General features: G+C 65.9%; 14 protein-coding genes and 1 pseudogene. 8 read left to right on the forward strand and 7 right to left on the reverse strand.

Going from position 1 to position 16,382, the window contains the following annotated elements; genetic code table 11:
• Positions 1-29 precede the first annotated feature (29 nt).
• From NJH59_RS06250 to NJH59_RS06280, 7 genes are all read left to right on the forward strand, one after another.
• Positions 30-1,271 (forward strand): SfnB family sulfur acquisition oxidoreductase, encoded by a 1,242-nt coding sequence (locus NJH59_RS06250; RefSeq protein WP_054915904.1) that lies wholly within the window; start codon positions 30-32, stop codon positions 1,269-1,271.
• 21 nt (positions 1,272-1,292) lie between these two features.
• The gene (locus tag NJH59_RS06255; protein ID WP_253086534.1) at positions 1,293-2,498 is read left to right on the forward strand and encodes an SfnB family sulfur acquisition oxidoreductase; all 1,206 of its coding nucleotides are present in this window, start codon (positions 1,293-1,295) and stop codon (positions 2,496-2,498) included.
• Positions 2,498-3,880: an LLM class flavin-dependent oxidoreductase gene (locus NJH59_RS06260; protein WP_253086535.1), complete on the forward strand. Its 1,383-nt coding sequence runs from the start codon at positions 2,498-2,500 to the stop codon at positions 3,878-3,880. Before NJH59_RS06255 ends, NJH59_RS06260 begins: the two co-directional genes overlap by 1 nt.
• The gene (locus tag NJH59_RS06265) at positions 3,873-4,679 is read left to right on the forward strand and encodes a MetQ/NlpA family ABC transporter substrate-binding protein (protein WP_054915901.1); all 807 of its coding nucleotides are present in this window, start codon (positions 3,873-3,875) and stop codon (positions 4,677-4,679) included. Before NJH59_RS06260 ends, NJH59_RS06265 begins: the two co-directional genes overlap by 8 nt.
• A 1-nt stretch (position 4,680) precedes the next feature.
• A complete protein-coding gene (locus NJH59_RS06270) occupies positions 4,681-5,802 on the forward strand; it encodes a methionine ABC transporter ATP-binding protein (protein ID WP_253086536.1) in 1,122 nt (373 codons plus the stop codon).
• Positions 5,792-6,436: a methionine ABC transporter permease gene (locus NJH59_RS06275; RefSeq protein ID WP_054915900.1), complete on the forward strand. Its 645-nt coding sequence runs from the start codon at positions 5,792-5,794 to the stop codon at positions 6,434-6,436. The genes NJH59_RS06270 and NJH59_RS06275 overlap by 11 nt, the downstream gene beginning before the upstream one ends.
• 651 nt (positions 6,437-7,087) lie before the next feature.
• Positions 7,088-7,543, forward strand: a complete 456-nt coding sequence (locus NJH59_RS06280) for a transposase (RefSeq protein WP_058541694.1) — start codon at positions 7,088-7,090, stop codon at positions 7,541-7,543.
• Positions 7,544-7,609: 66 nt separating this feature from the next.
• Here the strand turns inward: NJH59_RS06280 and NJH59_RS06285 are convergent, their stop codons facing one another.
• The 3 genes from NJH59_RS06285 to NJH59_RS06295 are packed head-to-tail and all read right to left on the reverse strand — an operon-like array spanning position 7,610 to position 12,806.
• Positions 7,610-10,657, reverse strand: coding sequence for an efflux RND transporter permease subunit (locus NJH59_RS06285; protein ID WP_043861588.1), 3,048 nt, complete (start codon positions 10,655-10,657; stop codon positions 7,610-7,612).
• The gene (locus NJH59_RS06290) at positions 10,654-11,721 is read right to left on the reverse strand and encodes an efflux RND transporter periplasmic adaptor subunit (protein WP_043861587.1); all 1,068 of its coding nucleotides are present in this window, start codon (positions 11,719-11,721) and stop codon (positions 10,654-10,656) included. Before NJH59_RS06290 ends, NJH59_RS06285 begins: the two co-directional genes overlap by 4 nt.
• A complete protein-coding gene (locus NJH59_RS06295; RefSeq protein WP_043861586.1) occupies positions 11,718-12,806 on the reverse strand; it encodes an efflux RND transporter periplasmic adaptor subunit in 1,089 nt (362 codons plus the stop codon). The genes NJH59_RS06290 and NJH59_RS06295 overlap by 4 nt, the downstream gene beginning before the upstream one ends.
• 104 nt (positions 12,807-12,910) lie before the next feature.
• Here NJH59_RS06295 and NJH59_RS06300 point away from each other — a divergent pair.
• Positions 12,911-13,033: pseudogene (locus NJH59_RS06300) on the forward strand (AAA family ATPase); the annotation flags it as partial.
• 127 nt (positions 13,034-13,160) lie between these two features.
• Here NJH59_RS06300 and NJH59_RS06305 read toward each other — a convergent pair.
• The 4 genes from NJH59_RS06305 to NJH59_RS06320 are packed head-to-tail and all read right to left on the reverse strand — an operon-like array spanning position 13,161 to position 16,111.
• The gene (locus NJH59_RS06305) at positions 13,161-14,039 is read right to left on the reverse strand and encodes a transporter substrate-binding domain-containing protein (RefSeq protein ID WP_054915897.1); all 879 of its coding nucleotides are present in this window, start codon (positions 14,037-14,039) and stop codon (positions 13,161-13,163) included.
• Positions 14,036-14,809, reverse strand: coding sequence for an amino acid ABC transporter ATP-binding protein (locus tag NJH59_RS06310; RefSeq protein ID WP_088514090.1), 774 nt, complete (start codon positions 14,807-14,809; stop codon positions 14,036-14,038). Before NJH59_RS06310 ends, NJH59_RS06305 begins: the two co-directional genes overlap by 4 nt.
• Entirely contained in the window at positions 14,806-15,465 is a 660-nt protein-coding gene (locus NJH59_RS06315) for an amino acid ABC transporter permease (protein WP_043859912.1), read from the reverse strand. Before NJH59_RS06315 ends, NJH59_RS06310 begins: the two co-directional genes overlap by 4 nt.
• Positions 15,446-16,111, reverse strand: coding sequence for an amino acid ABC transporter permease (locus NJH59_RS06320; protein ID WP_043859911.1), 666 nt, complete (start codon positions 16,109-16,111; stop codon positions 15,446-15,448). The genes NJH59_RS06315 and NJH59_RS06320 overlap by 20 nt, the downstream gene beginning before the upstream one ends.
• Between the last annotated feature and the right edge of the window lie 271 nt (positions 16,112-16,382).

Here is a 16,382-nt window from a genome sequence, read left to right on the forward strand (position 1 = left end):
GCATTGAGTGCAGCCAAGGAGCGGTACTGATGTCCAGCTTGGTACACGACGCAGTCCACAGCGATCTGGACAACGCCCCATTACTGCTGCCGGCCAAGGTCCTGCGCAATGACGCAGAGGCCCTGGAGGCCGCCCATGAACTGGCCGCCGCCGCGCGCCTGCAGGCCGCCCGCCGCGACCAGCAGCGCAAGCTGCCGTGGGCCGAGATCGAGCAGTTCACCCGCAGCGGCCTGGGCAGCATCAGCATCCCGCGCGAGCACGGCGGGCCGGACGTTTCCTTCGCCACCATCGCCGAGGTGTTCCGCATCATCAGTGCGGCCGACCCGGCCCTGGGGCAGATCCCGCAGAACCAGTTCGGCATCCTCCAGCAGGTCAAGAACACCGGCAACGAACGCCAGAAGCACCTGCTGTTCAAGTCGGTGCTCGACGGCTGGCGCATCGGCAATGCCGGCCCCGAGCGCGGCAGCAAGAACACCCTCGAACTCAAGGCCCGCGCCGTGCGCCAGGGCGATCACTTTCTGCTCACCGGGCAGAAGTTCTATTCCACCGGCGCGCTGTTCGCCCACTGGGTGGCAGTCAAGGCCCTGAACGACGACGGGCGCCAGGTCATGGCCTTCGTGCGCCGTGGCAGCCCGGGCCTGCGTATCGTCGACGACTGGTCCGGCTTCGGTCAGCGCACCACCGCCAGCGGCACGGTGCTGCTCAACGAAGTGCCGGTGGACGCGGAGCTGGTGCTCGACAACTGGCGCCAGGCCGACAGCCCCAACATCCAGGGCGCCGCCTCGCAGCTGGTGCAGGCCGCCATCGACGCCGGCATCGCCGAGGCCGCAGTGGCCGATGCGATCAGCTTCGTGCGCGAACGCGCGCGGCCGTGGGTCGACGCCAAGGTCGATCGCGCCAGTGACGACCCCTATGTGATTGCCGACATCGGCCGCCTGACCCTCGAACTGCATGCCGCCCAGGCGCTGCTCGGCCGCGCCGCGCGCGTGCTCGACGAGGTCAACGCCGCGCCCATCGATGCCGCCGCTGCCGCACGTGCCTCGATTGCCGTGGCCGAAGCCAAGGTGCTGACCACCGAGATTGCCCTGCAGGCCAGCGAGAAGCTGTTCGAGCTGTCGGGCAGCCGCGCCACCCTGGCCGAGTTCAACCTCGACCGGCACTGGCGCAACGCCCGCGTGCACACCCTTCACGACCCGGTGCGCTGGAAGTACCACGCCGTGGGCGCCTACCACCTCAACGCGACCCTGCCTGCCCGGCATTCCTGGATCTGACCAGACCACTGGAGCCCTCTCATGAGCCTATTGCCGCAACCGCACAATCTCGTGGCGGTCATCTCTTCTGATGCCCAGGCGTTGGAAACTGCCGAACAGATTGCCGAACAACTGCGCCGCGACAGCATCGAGCGCGACCGCGAACGCCGCCTGCCGCACCCGGAACTGGCGCTGTTCTCGCGCTCGGGCCTGTGGGGCATCAGCGTGCCGAAAGCCTTCGGTGGCGCGGGCGTGTCCAACGTCACCCTGGCCAAGGTCATCGCCCGTATCGCCCAGGCCGACGCCTCGCTGGGGCAGATACCGCAGAACCACTTCTACGCCCTTGAAGTGCTGCGCGTGAACGGCAGCCCGCAGCAGCAGGCACGCCTGTACGCCGAGGTGCTGGCCGGCAGGCGCTTCGGCAACGCCCTGGCCGAACTGGGCACCAAGACCGCCCACGACCGCACCACCGCCCTCACCCGTGACGGTGACGGCTACCGCATCAACGGCCGCAAGTTCTACGCCACTGGCGCGCTGTACGCGCAGCGCATCCCCACCTCGGTGATCGACGAACAGGGCGTGCAACAGCTGGCCTTCGTGCCCGCCGACAGCGCCGGGCTCGACGTGATCGACGACTGGAGCGGCTTCGGCCAGCGCACCACCGGCAGTGGCTCGGTGGTGTTCGACAACGTGCGTGTCGAGGCCGACGATGTGGTGCCGTTCCAGAGCGCCTTCGAGCGCCCGACCCCGGTCGGCCCGCTGGCGCAGATTCTGCACGCCGCCATCGACACCGGCATCGCCCGCGCCGCCTATGAAGATGCCCTGCATTTTGTGCGCACGCGCACCCGGCCATGGATCGACTCGGGCATCGACAAGGCAGTCGACGACCCGTTGACGCTCAAGTCCTTCGGTCACCTGGCGATCCGCCTGCATGCCACCGAAGCCTTGCTCGAACGCGCTGGCGAATACCTCGACCGAGCCCAGGCCGAGACCAATGCCGACACCGTCGCGGCGGCCTCCATCGCCGTGGCCGAGGCGCGCGCCATCAGTACCGAGATCTCCCTGGCCGCCGGCAGCACGCTGTTCGAACTGGCCGGCAGCCAGGCCACCCTGGCCGAACACGGCCTGGACCGCCACTGGCGCAACGCCCGCGTGCACACCCTGCACGACCCGGTGCGCTGGAAGTACCACGCCATCGGCAACTTCTACCTCAACGATGAAAACCCACCGTTGCGGGGCACTATCTGATGGCGAAAAAGAAGATCCTGCTCAACGCCTTCAACATGAACTGCGTGGGGCATATCAACCACGGCCTGTGGACGCACCCGCGCGACACCTCGACCCGGTACAAGACCCTCGAGTACTGGACCGACCTGGCGCGGTTGCTCGAGCGCGGGCTGTTCGACGGCCTGTTCATCGCCGACATCGTCGGGGTGTACGACGTGTACCAGCAGTCGGTCGATGTGCCCCTCAAGGAGTCCATCCAGCTGCCGGTCAACGACCCGCTGCTGCTGGTTTCGGCGATGGCCGCGGTCACCCGCCACCTGGGTTTCGGCCTCACCGCCAATCTCACCTACGAGCCGCCGTACCTGTTCGCCCGCAGGCTCTCGACCCTCGACCACCTGAGCAATGGTCGGGTGGGCTGGAACATCGTCACTGGCTACCTCGACAGCGCGGCCAAGGCCATGGGCCTGGACGCGCAGCCCGAGCATGACCGGCGCTACGACCAGGCCGACGAGTACCTGCAGGTGCTGTACAAGCTGCTCGAAGGCAGCTGGGAAAACGACGCCGTGCGCAATGACCGCGAACAGCGCGTGTACGCCGACCCGGCCAAGGTGCACAAGGTGCAGCACCACGGCGAATTCTACCGGGTGGAGGGTTATCACCTGTGCGAACCGTCGCCACAGCGCACCCCGGTGCTGTTCCAGGCCGGCGCCTCCGAGCGTGGCCTGGCGTTTGCCGGGCAGCATGCCGAATGCGTGTTCATCAGTGGCCAGAACAAGGCCGCGACCCGCGCCCAGGTCGACAAGGTGCGCGCCGCGGCCACGGCGGCCGGGCGTGATGGCGACGCGGTGAAGGTGTTCATGGGCCTCACCGTGATCGTGGCCCGCACCGAGGAGCAGGCCCGCGCCAAGCACGCCGAGTACCTGCGCCATGCCAGCCCCGAGGCCGGCGTGGCGCACTTTGCCAGCTCCACCGGCATCGACTTTGCCGAATACGAACTGGACGAGCCGATCCAGTACGTCAAGAGCAACGCCATCCAGTCCGCCACCAAGCACCTGCAGAACAACGACTGGACCCGGCGCAAGCTGCTCGACCAGCACGCCCTGGGCGGGCGCTACATCACCTTGGTCGGCTCGCCGACCCAGGTTGCCGACGAACTGGAGCGCTGGGTCGAGGAGACCGGCCTGGACGGCTTCAACCTGGCCCGCACCGTCACCCCGGAAAGCTATGAGGACTTCATCGATCTGGTGATCCCCGAGCTGCAACGTCGCGGTTCGTACAAGACCGCCTACACCGACGGCAGCCTGCGCGAAAAACTCTTCGCCGCCGGCCCGCACCTGCCCGCCGACCATACCGGCGCGGGCTATCGCACCCTCAACCCGACTGGAGCGCAACCGCATGCTTAAGACATTTCTGGCCCGCCCTGTCGCGGCCCTGGCCCTGGCCCTCGGCCTGATCGGTGGCGCCCATGCCAACGATGCACCGCTCAAGGTCGGCACCACCGCAGCCTTCGCCCCGGCCCTGGAAGCGGCCGTGGACGAGGCCAAGAAGCAGGGCCTCAAGGTGGAACTGGTGGAGTTCAGCGACTGGATCGCGCCCAACGTCAGCCTCGCCGCCGGCGACCTCGACGTGAACTACTTCCAGCACATCCCGTTCCTGGAAAACGCCAACGCCGCGGCGGGCTCGACGCTGGTGCCGTATGCACCGGGCATCATCAACAATGTCGGGCTGTACTCGAAAAAGTACAAAAGCTTCGACGAGCTGCCCCAGGGCGCCACCGCCGCCATCGCCAACGACCCGATCAACGGCGGACGCGGCCTGCAACTGCTGGCCAAGGCCGGCCTGATCACGCTCAAGCCAGGGGTGGGCTACAAGGCCACCGAGGACGACATCGTCGCCAACCCGAAAAAGCTCAGAATCCTGCAGGTCGAGGCCGTGCAACTGGTACGTGCCTATGACGACGCCGACCTGGTGCAGGGCTACCCGCACTACATCCGCCTGGCCAACACCTTCGATGCAGGTTCGGCACTGATGTTCGACGGCGTGGAGCACAAGGAATACGTGATCCAGTTCGTGATCCGCCCGCAGAGCAAGGACGACCCGCGCCTGGCCAGGTTCGTGGATATCTACCAGCACTCGCCGGTGGTACGCGCAGCCCTCGACAAAGCCTACGGCAAGCTCTACCAGCCGGGCTGGGAGAGCTGAGATGAGTGCTGCCACCGCCCGCCAGACGGCGCACCCCAGCCCACCTGCGCAGCCCGCGCCACGGCACGCGCTGCACCCTGAGTTGAGCAGCGCGCAAGTGCGCCTGATCGGCGTCAACAAGACCTACCCCGGGCAGGCCACGGCGGCGCTGGCGGACATCGACCTGAACATCCAGCGCGGCGAGATCTTCGGCATCATCGGCCGCAGCGGCGCCGGCAAATCGTCGCTGATCCGCACCCTCAACCGCCTGGAGCAACCCAGCAGCGGCCGGGTGCTGATCGACCAGGTCGATATCGGCGAGCATAACGAGGACCACCTGGTGGCGTTGCGCCGACGCATCGGCATGATCTTCCAGCACTTCAACCTGATGTCGGCCAAGACCGTGTGGCAGAACATCGAGCTGCCGCTGAAGGTGGCCGGCGTGCCCAAGGCCCAGCGCCAGCGCAAGGTGGCCGAACTGCTGGAGCTGGTGGGCCTGCAGGACAAGCACGGGGTGTACCCGGCGCAGTTGTCGGGCGGGCAGAAGCAGCGCGTGGGGATTGCCCGCGCGCTGGTGCACGACCCGCAGATACTGCTGTGCGACGAGGCCACTTCGGCGCTGGACCCGGAGACCACCGGCTCGATTCTGGCGCTGCTGCGCGACATCAACCAGCGCCTGGGCCTGACCATCATCCTGATTACCCACGAGATGGCGGTGATCCGCGATATCTGCCATCGCGTGGTGGTGCTCGAGCGCGGGCGCATCGTCGAGCAGGGGGCGGTGTGGCAGGTGTTCGGCGACCCGCAGCACGCGGTCAGCAAGACCTTGCTGGCGCCGCTGCAGCCAGCCTTGCCGCAGCACCTGCAGGCCCGCCTGCTGCCCGAGGCGCCGAATGCGCAGGCCGCGCTGGTACTGCGCCTGCGCGTCAGCGGGCGCGACCGCGAGGCACCGGAACTGTCGACGCTGTTCGCGTTGCTGGGCGGCCAGGTGAGCCTGCTGCAGGGCGGTATCGAACCGATCCAGGAACGTGCGCTGGGGCAGTTGGTGGTGTCGGTGGCCAACTCGGCGCACGGGCATGCGCAGGTGATCGAACGGGCGCGCCAGTGGGCGGCGCAGGTGGAGGTGCTGGGCTATGTGGTTTGATCGATTGTTGCAGGGAGTGCTCGACACCCTGCTGATGGTGGGCGTGTCGTCGCTGATCGCGTTGCTGGCGGGCATTCCGCTGGCGGTGATCCTGGTGACCAGCGGCAAGGGCGGCATCTACGAGGCGCCGCTGGTGAACCGCGTGCTGGGGGCGTTCGTCAACCTGTTCCGCTCGATACCGTTCCTGATCCTGATGGTGGCGTTGATCCCGTTCACGCGGCTGATCGTGGGCACCACGTATGGCGTGTGGGCGGCGGTGGTGCCGCTGACGATTGCGGCCACACCGTTTTTTGCGCGCATTGCCGAGGTGAGCCTGCGCGAGGTGGATCACGGGCTGATCGAGGCGGCGCAGGCGATGGGGTGCCGGCGCTGGCACATCGTCTGGCATGTGCTGTTGCCCGAGGCGCTGCCGGGCATCGTGGGCGGCTTCACCATCACCCTGGTGACCATGATCAATTCGTCGGCGATGGCCGGTGCGATTGGTGCCGGAGGGTTGGGGGACATCGCGTACCGGTACGGGTACCAGCGCTTCGACAGCCAGATCATGCTGACGGTGATCGTGATGCTGGTGGTGCTGGTGGCGTTGATCCAGCTGGGCGGGGACCGGTTGGCGCGGGGGTTGAACAAGCGATGATCGCTTCGCCGGCAAGGCCGGCTCCTACAGACGACGCCCTACCCGTAGGAGCCGGCCTTGCCGGCGAAGAGGCCAGCCAGAACACATCAATAACCAACTACCTGCACCTTCGACAGCTGCCCGCACAGCCAGGATGAAACGGCCAGGCGTTGGACAGCGTCGGCTGCTTCGCCGGCAACGCCGGCTCCTACAAACGACGCCCTACCTGTAGGAGCCGGCCTTGCCGGCGAAGAGGCCAGCCAGAACACATCAATAACCAACTACCTACACCTTCGACAGCTGCCCGCACAGCCAGGATGAAACGGCCAGGCGTTGAGCAGCGTCGGCTGCTTCGCCGGCAACGCCGGCTCCTACAGACAACGCTCTACCCGTAGGAGCCGGCCTTGCCGGCGAAGAGGCCAGCCAGAACACATCAATAGCCAACTACTCTGCACCTTCGATAACTGCCCACACAGCCAGGATGAAACGGCCAGGCGTTGAGCAGCGTCGACTGCTTCGCCGGCAACGCCGGCTCCTACAGACGACGCCCTACCTGTAGGAGCCGGCCTTGCCGGCGAAGAGGCCAGGCCGAACACATTAAGAACCAAAGCCATACGTCTCACCAACAACGCCACAGCTACCTTGAAATCTCTACCTTTCAAGGAAACTGACATGGATCGTTCAAACGCTCACCTCCTGCGGCGCGGCCGGTTCTCCGAACCCGGCAGGCTGTACCTGCTCACCAGTGTGGTCGAGAACCGGCACCCGGTTTTCAGCGACTTCCAAATCGCCCGCCTGATGGTCGAGCAACTGCAGTACGCCCAGCACCAGCGCCTGGCCAAGTCACTGGCCTGGGTGCTAATGCCAGATCACCTGCATTGGCTGATCGAACTGCAACACGGCACTTTGGCGTCGCTGATGCGCAGGATCAAATCCCGCAGTACCTGCCTGGTGAACAAGACATTCCATCGAAAAGGTCGTCTTTGGCAACACGGCTTTCACGATCGCGCGCTGCGCAAGGATGAGGATGTCCAGGCAGTGGCACGTTACATCGTGGCCAATCCTCTACGGGCCGGGCTCGTGCAAAACATCGGGGACTATCCGCACTGGGATGCCATCTGGCTTTGAACCGTGCAACGGCTTTCGCCGGCAAGGCCGGCTCCTACAGGGGCAGGCCGGCCAGCGAACGGGCCATCACTCGCGCTGCGGCTCCTTGATCTTGTACCAGGCCACATACAGCGCCGGCAAAAACAGCAAGGTCAGCAACGTGGCGACAATGATGCCGCCAATCATCGCGTAGGCCATCGGCCCCCAGAACACTTCCCGCGCAATCGGAATCATGCCCAGGCTCGCCGCCGCCGCCGTCAGCAGAATCGGCCGGCGACGATGGTCCGTGGCCTCCACCACCGCATCCCACGGCGCATACCCATCGGCCTCGTACGCATCGATCTGCGTCACCAGGATCACCGAGTTGCGGATGATGATCCCCGCCAGCGCCAGAATGCCCAGTATCGCCACGAACCCCATCGGCGTACCCGTGGGGATCAGCGCCAGCACCACGCCAATCAACCCCAGCGGCGCCACGCTCGCCACCAGGAACAGCTTCTGCACACTGTGCAGCTGAATCATCAGGAACGTCGCCATCAGAAACAGCATCAACGGCACCACCTTGGCAATCGGCCCCTGGGCCTTGCCGCTCTCCTCCACCGTGCCCCCCGTCGCCACCTGATAACCGGCCGGCAACTTACGCGCAAACTCGTCGATCTGCGGCTTGAGCTGCGCCACCAGGTCAGTCGGCTGGATCTCGTCACGCACCGCCGCCTTGACCGTGATGGTCGGCTTGCGGTCACGCCGCCACACCAGCGGCTGCTCCAGCTCGTAGCGCACCGTGGCAAACGCCAGCAATGGAATCGAGGTGCCGCTGGGCGTGACGATCTGCAGGTTCTGCAGGGTCTGCGGCGAGTCACGCTCGCTGTCCACCGCGCGCCCGATCACGTCGATCAGGTAGATGTCATCGTTCACCTGGGTCACCGGCGAGCCGCTGACGATGCCGTTCATCAGGTTGGCCACGTCCTCGGACGACAGCCCAAGCTGGCGCGCCTTGTCCTGGGCAATGTCGATGCGCAGCACCTTGCCCGGCTCGTTCCAGTCGTAAATGATCTCGCCCACATGGGAGTTGCCATCGAGCAGCGCCGCCAGTTCGATCGCATGCTTGCGCACCTGGTCGATGTCCTTGCCGCTGACCCGGTACTGGATCGGCCGACCCACCGGCGGGCCCATCTCCAGCGACTGCACGTAGCTGCCGATGCCGACAAAGTCCTTGCGCAGGCGCTCCTTCAGGCGCGCCGTGAGCGCCTCGCGCGACTCCAGACCCTTGCTCACGATCACCAGCTGGGCGTAGTACGGGTTCTCCAGCTGCTGGTCCAGCGGCAGGTAGAAACGGATCGCGCCCTGACCGATGTAGGTACTCCAGCGCACGATGTCCGGGTCGTCCTTGAGGGTCGCCTCCAGCTTGTCCACCGCCTTGCGCGTCTCGTCGATGGAGGCGTTCTGCGGCAGGTTGAGGTCCACCAGGATCTCCGGACGGTCCGAGGACGGGAAGAACTGGTTCTGCACGAAGCGCATGCTGAACACCGCCAGGGCGAACAGCACCACGGTGCCGATGATGGTGATCCAGCGGTGGCGCATGCACCACAGCAGGCCATGGTTGAAACCGCGACCGATACGCCCGGGCTCGGCGTCGTGGGCCTTGACCTTGGCGCTGAGCAGGTGCACCCCCAGCACCGGCGCGAACAGCACCGCCACCACCCACGACACCAGCAGCGCCACGGCGATCACCGCAAACAGGGTGAAGGTGTACTCGCCCGCGGAGCTGGCGTTCAGGCCGATGGGCACGAAACCCGCCACCGTCACCAGGGTGCCGGTGAGCATCGGGAAGGCGGTGGAGGTGTAGGCGAACGTGGCCGCCTGCTCCTTGCTCTCGCCCTTCTCCAGCCGCGTGACCATCACCTCCACGGTGATCATCGCATCATCCACCAGCAGGCCCAGCGCGATGATCAGCGCGCCGAGGGAGATCCGCTGCATGGTAATGCCGCTGTACTCCATGAACACGAACACCATGGCCAGCACCAGCGGAATCGAGCAGGCCACCACCAGCCCGGCACGCACCCCGAGGCTGATGAAACTGACCACCAGCACGATCACCACCGCCTCGAACAGCGCACTGGTAAAGCCGCCCACGGCCTCCTCGACCACCACCGCCTGGTCCGACACGGTGTGCACGCCCACGCCCACCGGCAGGTCGGCGGTGGCGGCCTCCATGCGCTCGTGCAGCTGCTTGCCGAAGGCCTGGATGTTGCCGCCCTTCTTCATGCCGATGGCCAGGCCGATGGCAGGCTTGCCGTCGTAGCGGAACATCGGCGTGGGCGGGTCGGCGTAGCCGCGGCTGATCTCGGCAATATCGGCCAGGCGATAGAAGCGGTCGTCCAGGCGCAGGTTGACCTGCTCCAGGTCTTTCTCCGAGGCGAACTGGCCAGTGGTGCGCACCGAGATACGCTCGGGGCCGGCCTCCATCACCCCGGCCGGGGTCACCGCGTTCTGCGCCTGCAACGCCTGCACCACCTGGCGCTGGTCGATGCCCAGGGCCGCCAGCTTGCGGGTGGAGAAGTTCAGGTACAGCACTTCGTCCTGCTGGCCGATCATCTCGACCTTGCCCAGCCCCGGCACCTCGCGGATTTCTGCACGTACCTGCTCGACGTAATCGCGCAGCTGGCGCATCGAGATGCCATCGGCGGTGAACGCATATACCGAGCCGAACACATCGCCGAACTCGTCGTTGAAGCCGGGGCCCTGGATGCCCTGGGGGAACTCGCCGCGGATGTCCTGGATCTTCTTGCGCACCTGGTACCAGATCTGCGGGATGTCGCCAGCCTTGGTGGTGTCGAGCAGGTTGACGAACACCGTCGACTCGCCGGGCCGGGTGTAGCTTTTCACGTAGTCGAGCGAGTCCAGTTCCTCGAGTTTCTTCTCGATGCGGTCGGTGACCTGCAGCAGGGTCTCGTCCTGGGTGGCGCCGGGCCAGCGGGTCTGGATGACCATGGTCTTGATGGTGAACGAGGGGTCCTCTTCACGGCCCAGGTTGAAATAGGAAAACACCCCCATCAGCAACGCGACGAACATCAGGTACCAGACAAAGGATTGGTGCTTGAGTGCCCATTCCGACAGGTTGAAGCTTCCTTTCATCGCGGGCCTTCCTCATCGATTTTTACCTTCTGGCCAGGCTTGAGGCTGTTGACCCCCGCCGTGACCACACGCTCGCCCGGCTGCAGGCCGGCACTGAGCACCACGCTGTTGTCCAGCCGCTCGCTGACCTTCACGTCACGCAATGAAACCGTATGCTGCTGCGGGTCGACGACCCATACCCGGGTGTGCCCGTCGACCTCCTGCAGGGCGCTCAACGGCAGCTCGCTGCGCGGTTGGATCGCCGAGCTCAGGGTGACGCTGATGGCCGTGCCCAGGCGAAAGGCCTCGGGGGTGTCGGCCAGGGTCAGGCGCGCGCGCCGGGTACGCGTGGCCGCGTCGGCCTGGGGCTCGATCTCGCGCAGCACGGCACTGGTGTTCACACTGGGGTCGAGCTGCGCGGCCACCAGGAACTTCACCTCGCCCGACAGTTCGTCGGCCAGGCCTGCGGGCAGGTCGATCACCGCCTCCTTGACGTCCGGGCGCGCCAGCGTGACCACGCCCTGGCCGGCGGTGACCACCTGCCCGGCCTCGGCCTGCCAGGCAGTGACCACGGCGGGGTGGTCGGCCTGCAAGGTGCTGTAGCCGAGCTGGTCGCGGGCCTGGTTGACCGCCGCCTTGGCCTGTTCGAGCGAGGCGCCGGTAGTCTTCAGGTCGGTCTGGGCGATGTCCAGCTGGGCCTGGGCACCCACGCCCCGGTCGAACAGCTGCTGCTGACGACGGGCGTTGGCCTGGGCGTTGATCCACTGCGCCTGCACCTTGGCCAGGTCGCCTTCGGCGGCACGCAACTGGTTCTGCTGGTCGGTGGGGTCGAGGGTGGCCAGGGTGTCGCCGGCCTTCACCGTGGCGCCCACATCCACCCAGCGCCGGGCGATGCGCCCGCCCACGCGAAAGCCCAGGGTGCTTTCGTAGCGCGCCTGGATGGAGCCGGCAAAGCGCCCCAGGCGCGCCTGGTCCTGCGCCTGCACCACCTGGGACAGCACCGGGCGCACCGGCTCGGGCGGCGGCTCGTCATCGGCGCAGGCGGCCAGCAACACACAAGCGAACATCAGCCACAGGGTTCTCATTGCGTCACCCCGATATCGGCTGGGTCTGCCACTTCCACCTGCATGTCCGGGTGCAGCAGCTGCCCACCCGCAATCACCACGGTTTCGCCGCCCTTGAGGCCGTCGCCCACCACCACCTTGCCGGTGAGGTAGCGCAGCACCTTGACCTTGCGCAGGTTGACCTTGTTGTCCTGGCCCACCAGCCACACCGCCGGGTCATGCACATCCTTGGTCAGCGCCGACCACGGCAGCTCGATGCTCGGGGTGCCCTCGGCCCTGGCGGTGGCACTCACCACCGAGCCCAGCTGCATGGCTGGCGGCACCTCGCTCAGGCCGACCTTGACCTGCACCGTGCCGCTTTGCGCCGAGACCGTCGGGGTGATTTCACGCACGTGCCCCTTGGCTTGCACCTTGGGGTCGTCGAGCAGGCTGACGATGATCGCCTGCTGGGTGGGTGGCGCCATCAGCAGCGATTCGTAGACGTTGAACACCGCGTCGCGCTCGCCGTCGCGGGCCAGGGTGAAGATCGGCACGGTGGCCTGCACCACCTGCCCCACCTCGGCCTGGCGCGCGGTGATCACCCCGGGCGCCTCGGCGATCAGCGCGGTGTAGCTCAGTTGTTCGCGGGCGTTGGCCAGTTGCGCCTGGGCGGCCTTGAGCGCGCTCTGGCTGCTGCGCAGGGCGGCCTGGGCCGCGTCGTATTCGCTCTGGCTGGTGTAGCCCTTGGGCAGCAGCTTCTGCTGGCGCACGAAGGCGGCAGAAGTCTGGGTCACGCGAGCCTGTTCGGCGAAGACCTCGGCCTTGGCCGAGTCGACATTGGTTTGCAGGTCCTTGGGGTCAAGGCGCGCCAGCACCTGATTGGCGCTGACGTGATCGCCCACGTCGACGTTGCGCTCGATGATCTTGCCGCCCACGCGAAACGACAGGTCGGCCTGCACCCGTGCCTGAACATCGCCGGTGAGGGTCACGGAGGCTGCAAAGTCGCCGGCCTTGACCTGTTGCACCGCCACCCTGGGCAGGTCGGGTGCGGCGGCTTTCTTCTCGCCGCAGCCAAGCAGCAGCGCAAGCCCCAGGCAGACGATCAGGTTGGGGGGCGACACCGTCATGCGGGCTCCTTGCGTGGGTTCTGGGCAGTTGCTAGATGCGACTGTTAGCGTAGATCAGGGTTCCGCGTGCCGCTTGCCCTGGGGGCAATTGAGCACAGCGCCGACGTTGCGAGGGGTGGGTGGTGTCGCCTGCATCACGTTTGATCGCGGCGCTGGAGCAGGATGCGCAGAGCAACTGCATCGTGCTGGAGAAGGCGTTGGGGCAGACGCGGGGGGTGGGGCAAGGGCGGTGGCCGGAGAGAAGGCGGGGCCGCGGGGCGGCCCATCGCGGGTCAAGCCCGCTCCCACACAGACAGCGACGGTCCTTGTGGGAGCGGGCTTGACCCGCGATAAGAGCGACGCGGTGTCAGGGCCTCAGCCCTGCCATTTGCCGCCCTCGACGATCACGCTCTCCGGCTTGGTGTCGTCGCTAAGCTCCTTGCGCACGTACTGGTCATACAGCTTGAGCAGGTACTTCTGCTCGCCCAGGCGCGCCAGCTCGCTGTTGACCCAGTCACGCAGCTCGATGTTGCCCTTCTTCACCGCCGGCGCAATCGGCGCTTCCTCGCCCAGCTTCTCGTCCAGCACACGGTAGCCCGGGTTCTGCTTGGACCAGCTGAACAGGATCAGGTTGTCCTGCGCATACGCATCGCCACGGCCATTGGCCAACGCCTGCAACGACTCGGAGTTCTTCTCGAACTTGAGCAGTTTCCAGTCCGGGTGGTTCTTGGTCAGCCAGATGTCCGCCGTGGTGCCGGTGGTGACGATGGTGGTCTTGGCCGCCAGGTCGTCGAGCTTCTTCACCTCGCTGCCCTCGGGCACCAGCGCCTGTACCGCCACGCGCAGGTTGGGGTTGGTGAACTCCACCGCTTCCTTGCGCTCCGGGGTCACGGTCATGTTGGCCAGAATCAGGTCGACCTTGTCGCTCTGCAGGAAGGGAATGCGGCTGGCCGGCTCCACGGCCACGAACTCGACCTTGTTCTCGTCGCCCAGCAGCGACTTGGCCAGCTCGCGACCGATGTCGGTGTCAAAGCCCACATAGCGCCCGCTTTCATCCACATAGCCGAATGGCGGCTTGTCGGTGAACACGCCGACGATCAGTTTGTCGCGGGCCTTGATGGTTTCCAGATAGCTGGTGGCCGGCGCTGCAGCATTGGCGGCAGGCTTGCTCGGCGCTTCGGATTTGTTGCAACCGGCCAGTACGGCCAGGGTGAACAGCGACAGCAGCAGTTTTGAAGCGTGGGCAGTCTTCATGACAGTTCCTTGTGTGGTGTCTTGGGCAGGCTTTCGACAAAGGAGAATTTCTCCAGGAACTGCTGCGCGCGTGCGGTCTGCGGGTTCGTAAAGAAGCTCTCGGGGGGGCTCTGTTCAAGGATCCTGCCGGCCTCCATGAACACGATGCGGTCGGCCACCGCGCGAGCGAAGGCCATTTCATGGGTCACGATCAACAGGGTCATGCCGTCGCGGGCCAGGCCCTGGATCACCTGCAGCACTTCCTTGACCATCTCCGGGTCGAGGGCGGCGGTCACCTCGTCGAACAGCATCACCTGCGGGTTCATGCACAGCGAACGCACAATGGCGATACGCTGTTGCTGGCCACCGGAAAGCTGGCGCGGATAGGCGTCGCGCTTGTCCAGCAGGCCCACCCGCGCCAGCAGTGCTTCGGCCTGGGCCTGGGCCTCGAGGCGTTCGCGCTTCTGCACCTTGAGCGGCCCGAGCAGCAGGTTTTCCATCACGCTCATGTGGCCGAACAGGTGGTAGCTCTGGAACACCATGCCCACCTGCTGGCGCACCTGGCGCCAGTCGGTGGCCTTGCTCAGCAGCTCTTTACCGGCCAGTGTCAGGCTGCCGCCGTGGGCCACTTCCAGGCCATTGAGGCAGCGCAGCAGGGTGCTCTTGCCGCAGCCGCTGGGGCCCAGGATCACCACCACTTCGCCGCTGCGCACCTGCAGGTCGATGTCCTTGAGCACCTGGTGCTCACCGAAGAACTTGTTGAAACCCTTGAACTCGATCAATGCGCTCATGCGTGTGTCCAGCGCCGCTCCAGCGCCCGCGAGGCGGCCGACAGCGGGTAGCAGATGAAAAAGAAGAACAGGAACAGCGCACCGTAGATCAGCACCGACTCATAGGTGCGCTCGATGATCTGCTGGCCCACCTTGATCACGTCCACCACGCCGATCAGCACTGCCAGCGAACTGGTCTTGATGATGCGCGTGTAGATGTTGATGGTCGGCGGGGTCATGCGCTTGAGTGCCTGGGGCAGCAGCACGTAGCCATACAGCTGCCAGCCATCCAGGCCGATCGACAGCCCCGCCTCGCGTTGCCCGCGCGGCAGCGAATGCAGTGCACCGCGCACCACCTCGCCCACCTCGCTGGCACCCCACAGCGACAGCACCAGCACCGCGCACCAGAAGCTGGGAATGCTCACGGCAAAGAAGATCGGCAGGCCGAAGAACAGCAGGTACAGCCACACCAGTACCGGTATCGCCCGAAACAGCTCCAGGTACACCCGCAGCACCAGGTTCACGCTGCGCTTGCCGAGGGTGGCGAGCACGCCGTAGAGCACCCCGCCCAGGGTGCTGAAGGCGATGCCCAGGGCCGAGATCGACAGGGTTTGCGCGGCGCCCTGGGCCAGTTGCGGCAGCGACACCAGCAGCAGTTCAAGACCCGAACTGGCCATGTTGCAACCTCCTTTCCAGGCGGCTCAGCAGCAGCGACAACGGCAAGAACAGCAGCACGCAGATCAGCGTCAGCACCGCGAGCATTTCGTAGGTCTTGTAGTACAGGGCGATGTAGCTCTTGGTGGTGTAGAGAATCTCGGGCACCGCCACCGCCGACACCACGGTGGTTTCCTTGAGCAGGAAGATGAAGTTGGCGAACAGCGCCGGCAGGCTGAGGATGCCGGCCTGGGGCAGGATCACGTGGCGCAGCAGCTGGCCTTCGGACAACCCGATGGAGCGCCCGGACTCCAGCTGTGCGGCGGGCACCGCCTCGACACCGGCGCGCAGCACCTCGGTCAGGTAGGCACCGCCGAGAAACGTCATGGTGATGATCGCGGCGGCGAAGCCGGAAATCTTCAGGCCCAGGCTGGGTAGCGCGAAGTACACGAAAAACAGCTGGATCAGCAGCGGCGTGTTGCGTGCCAGCTCCACGTACAGGCCCACGGCACGCTGCAGGTAGGGCGTGCGGTAGACCAGGATCGCGGTGTTGATCACGGCCACCACCAGCGAGGTGGCGATGGCGATCAGGCCGACCTGCAGGGTGACCCCGACGGCCTTGAGAAACGCGGGCAATGTGCTGAGGATGAATGCGACGTCGAAGCTCATCGGCGTGGCCTCGGCGTCCGAAACAGGGTGCGCTGCATGGGGGTGGTCTCGAACCGGCCCGAGGGTAGACGGGCGGTGGCGGCTAGGGTTGGGCGTGCCGGTAAGCACTTTGGTAATACTCTAAAGCTATAAAAATATTTATTTAAATATCTTTATTGCATATTGATATCACGCAAAAAACTAACCGCAAATTTCCTCGTGGCAGGCGGGATCTTTCCCGCGCGCGCGCCATCAAACAGCTGTCGTGCGCGGCCCCGTGGGCCGTTCAACC

This window comes from Pseudomonas sp. VE 267-6A (genome assembly GCF_024126555.1).
GTDB classification, from domain to species: domain Bacteria; phylum Pseudomonadota; class Gammaproteobacteria; order Pseudomonadales; family Pseudomonadaceae; genus Aquipseudomonas; species Aquipseudomonas palmensis.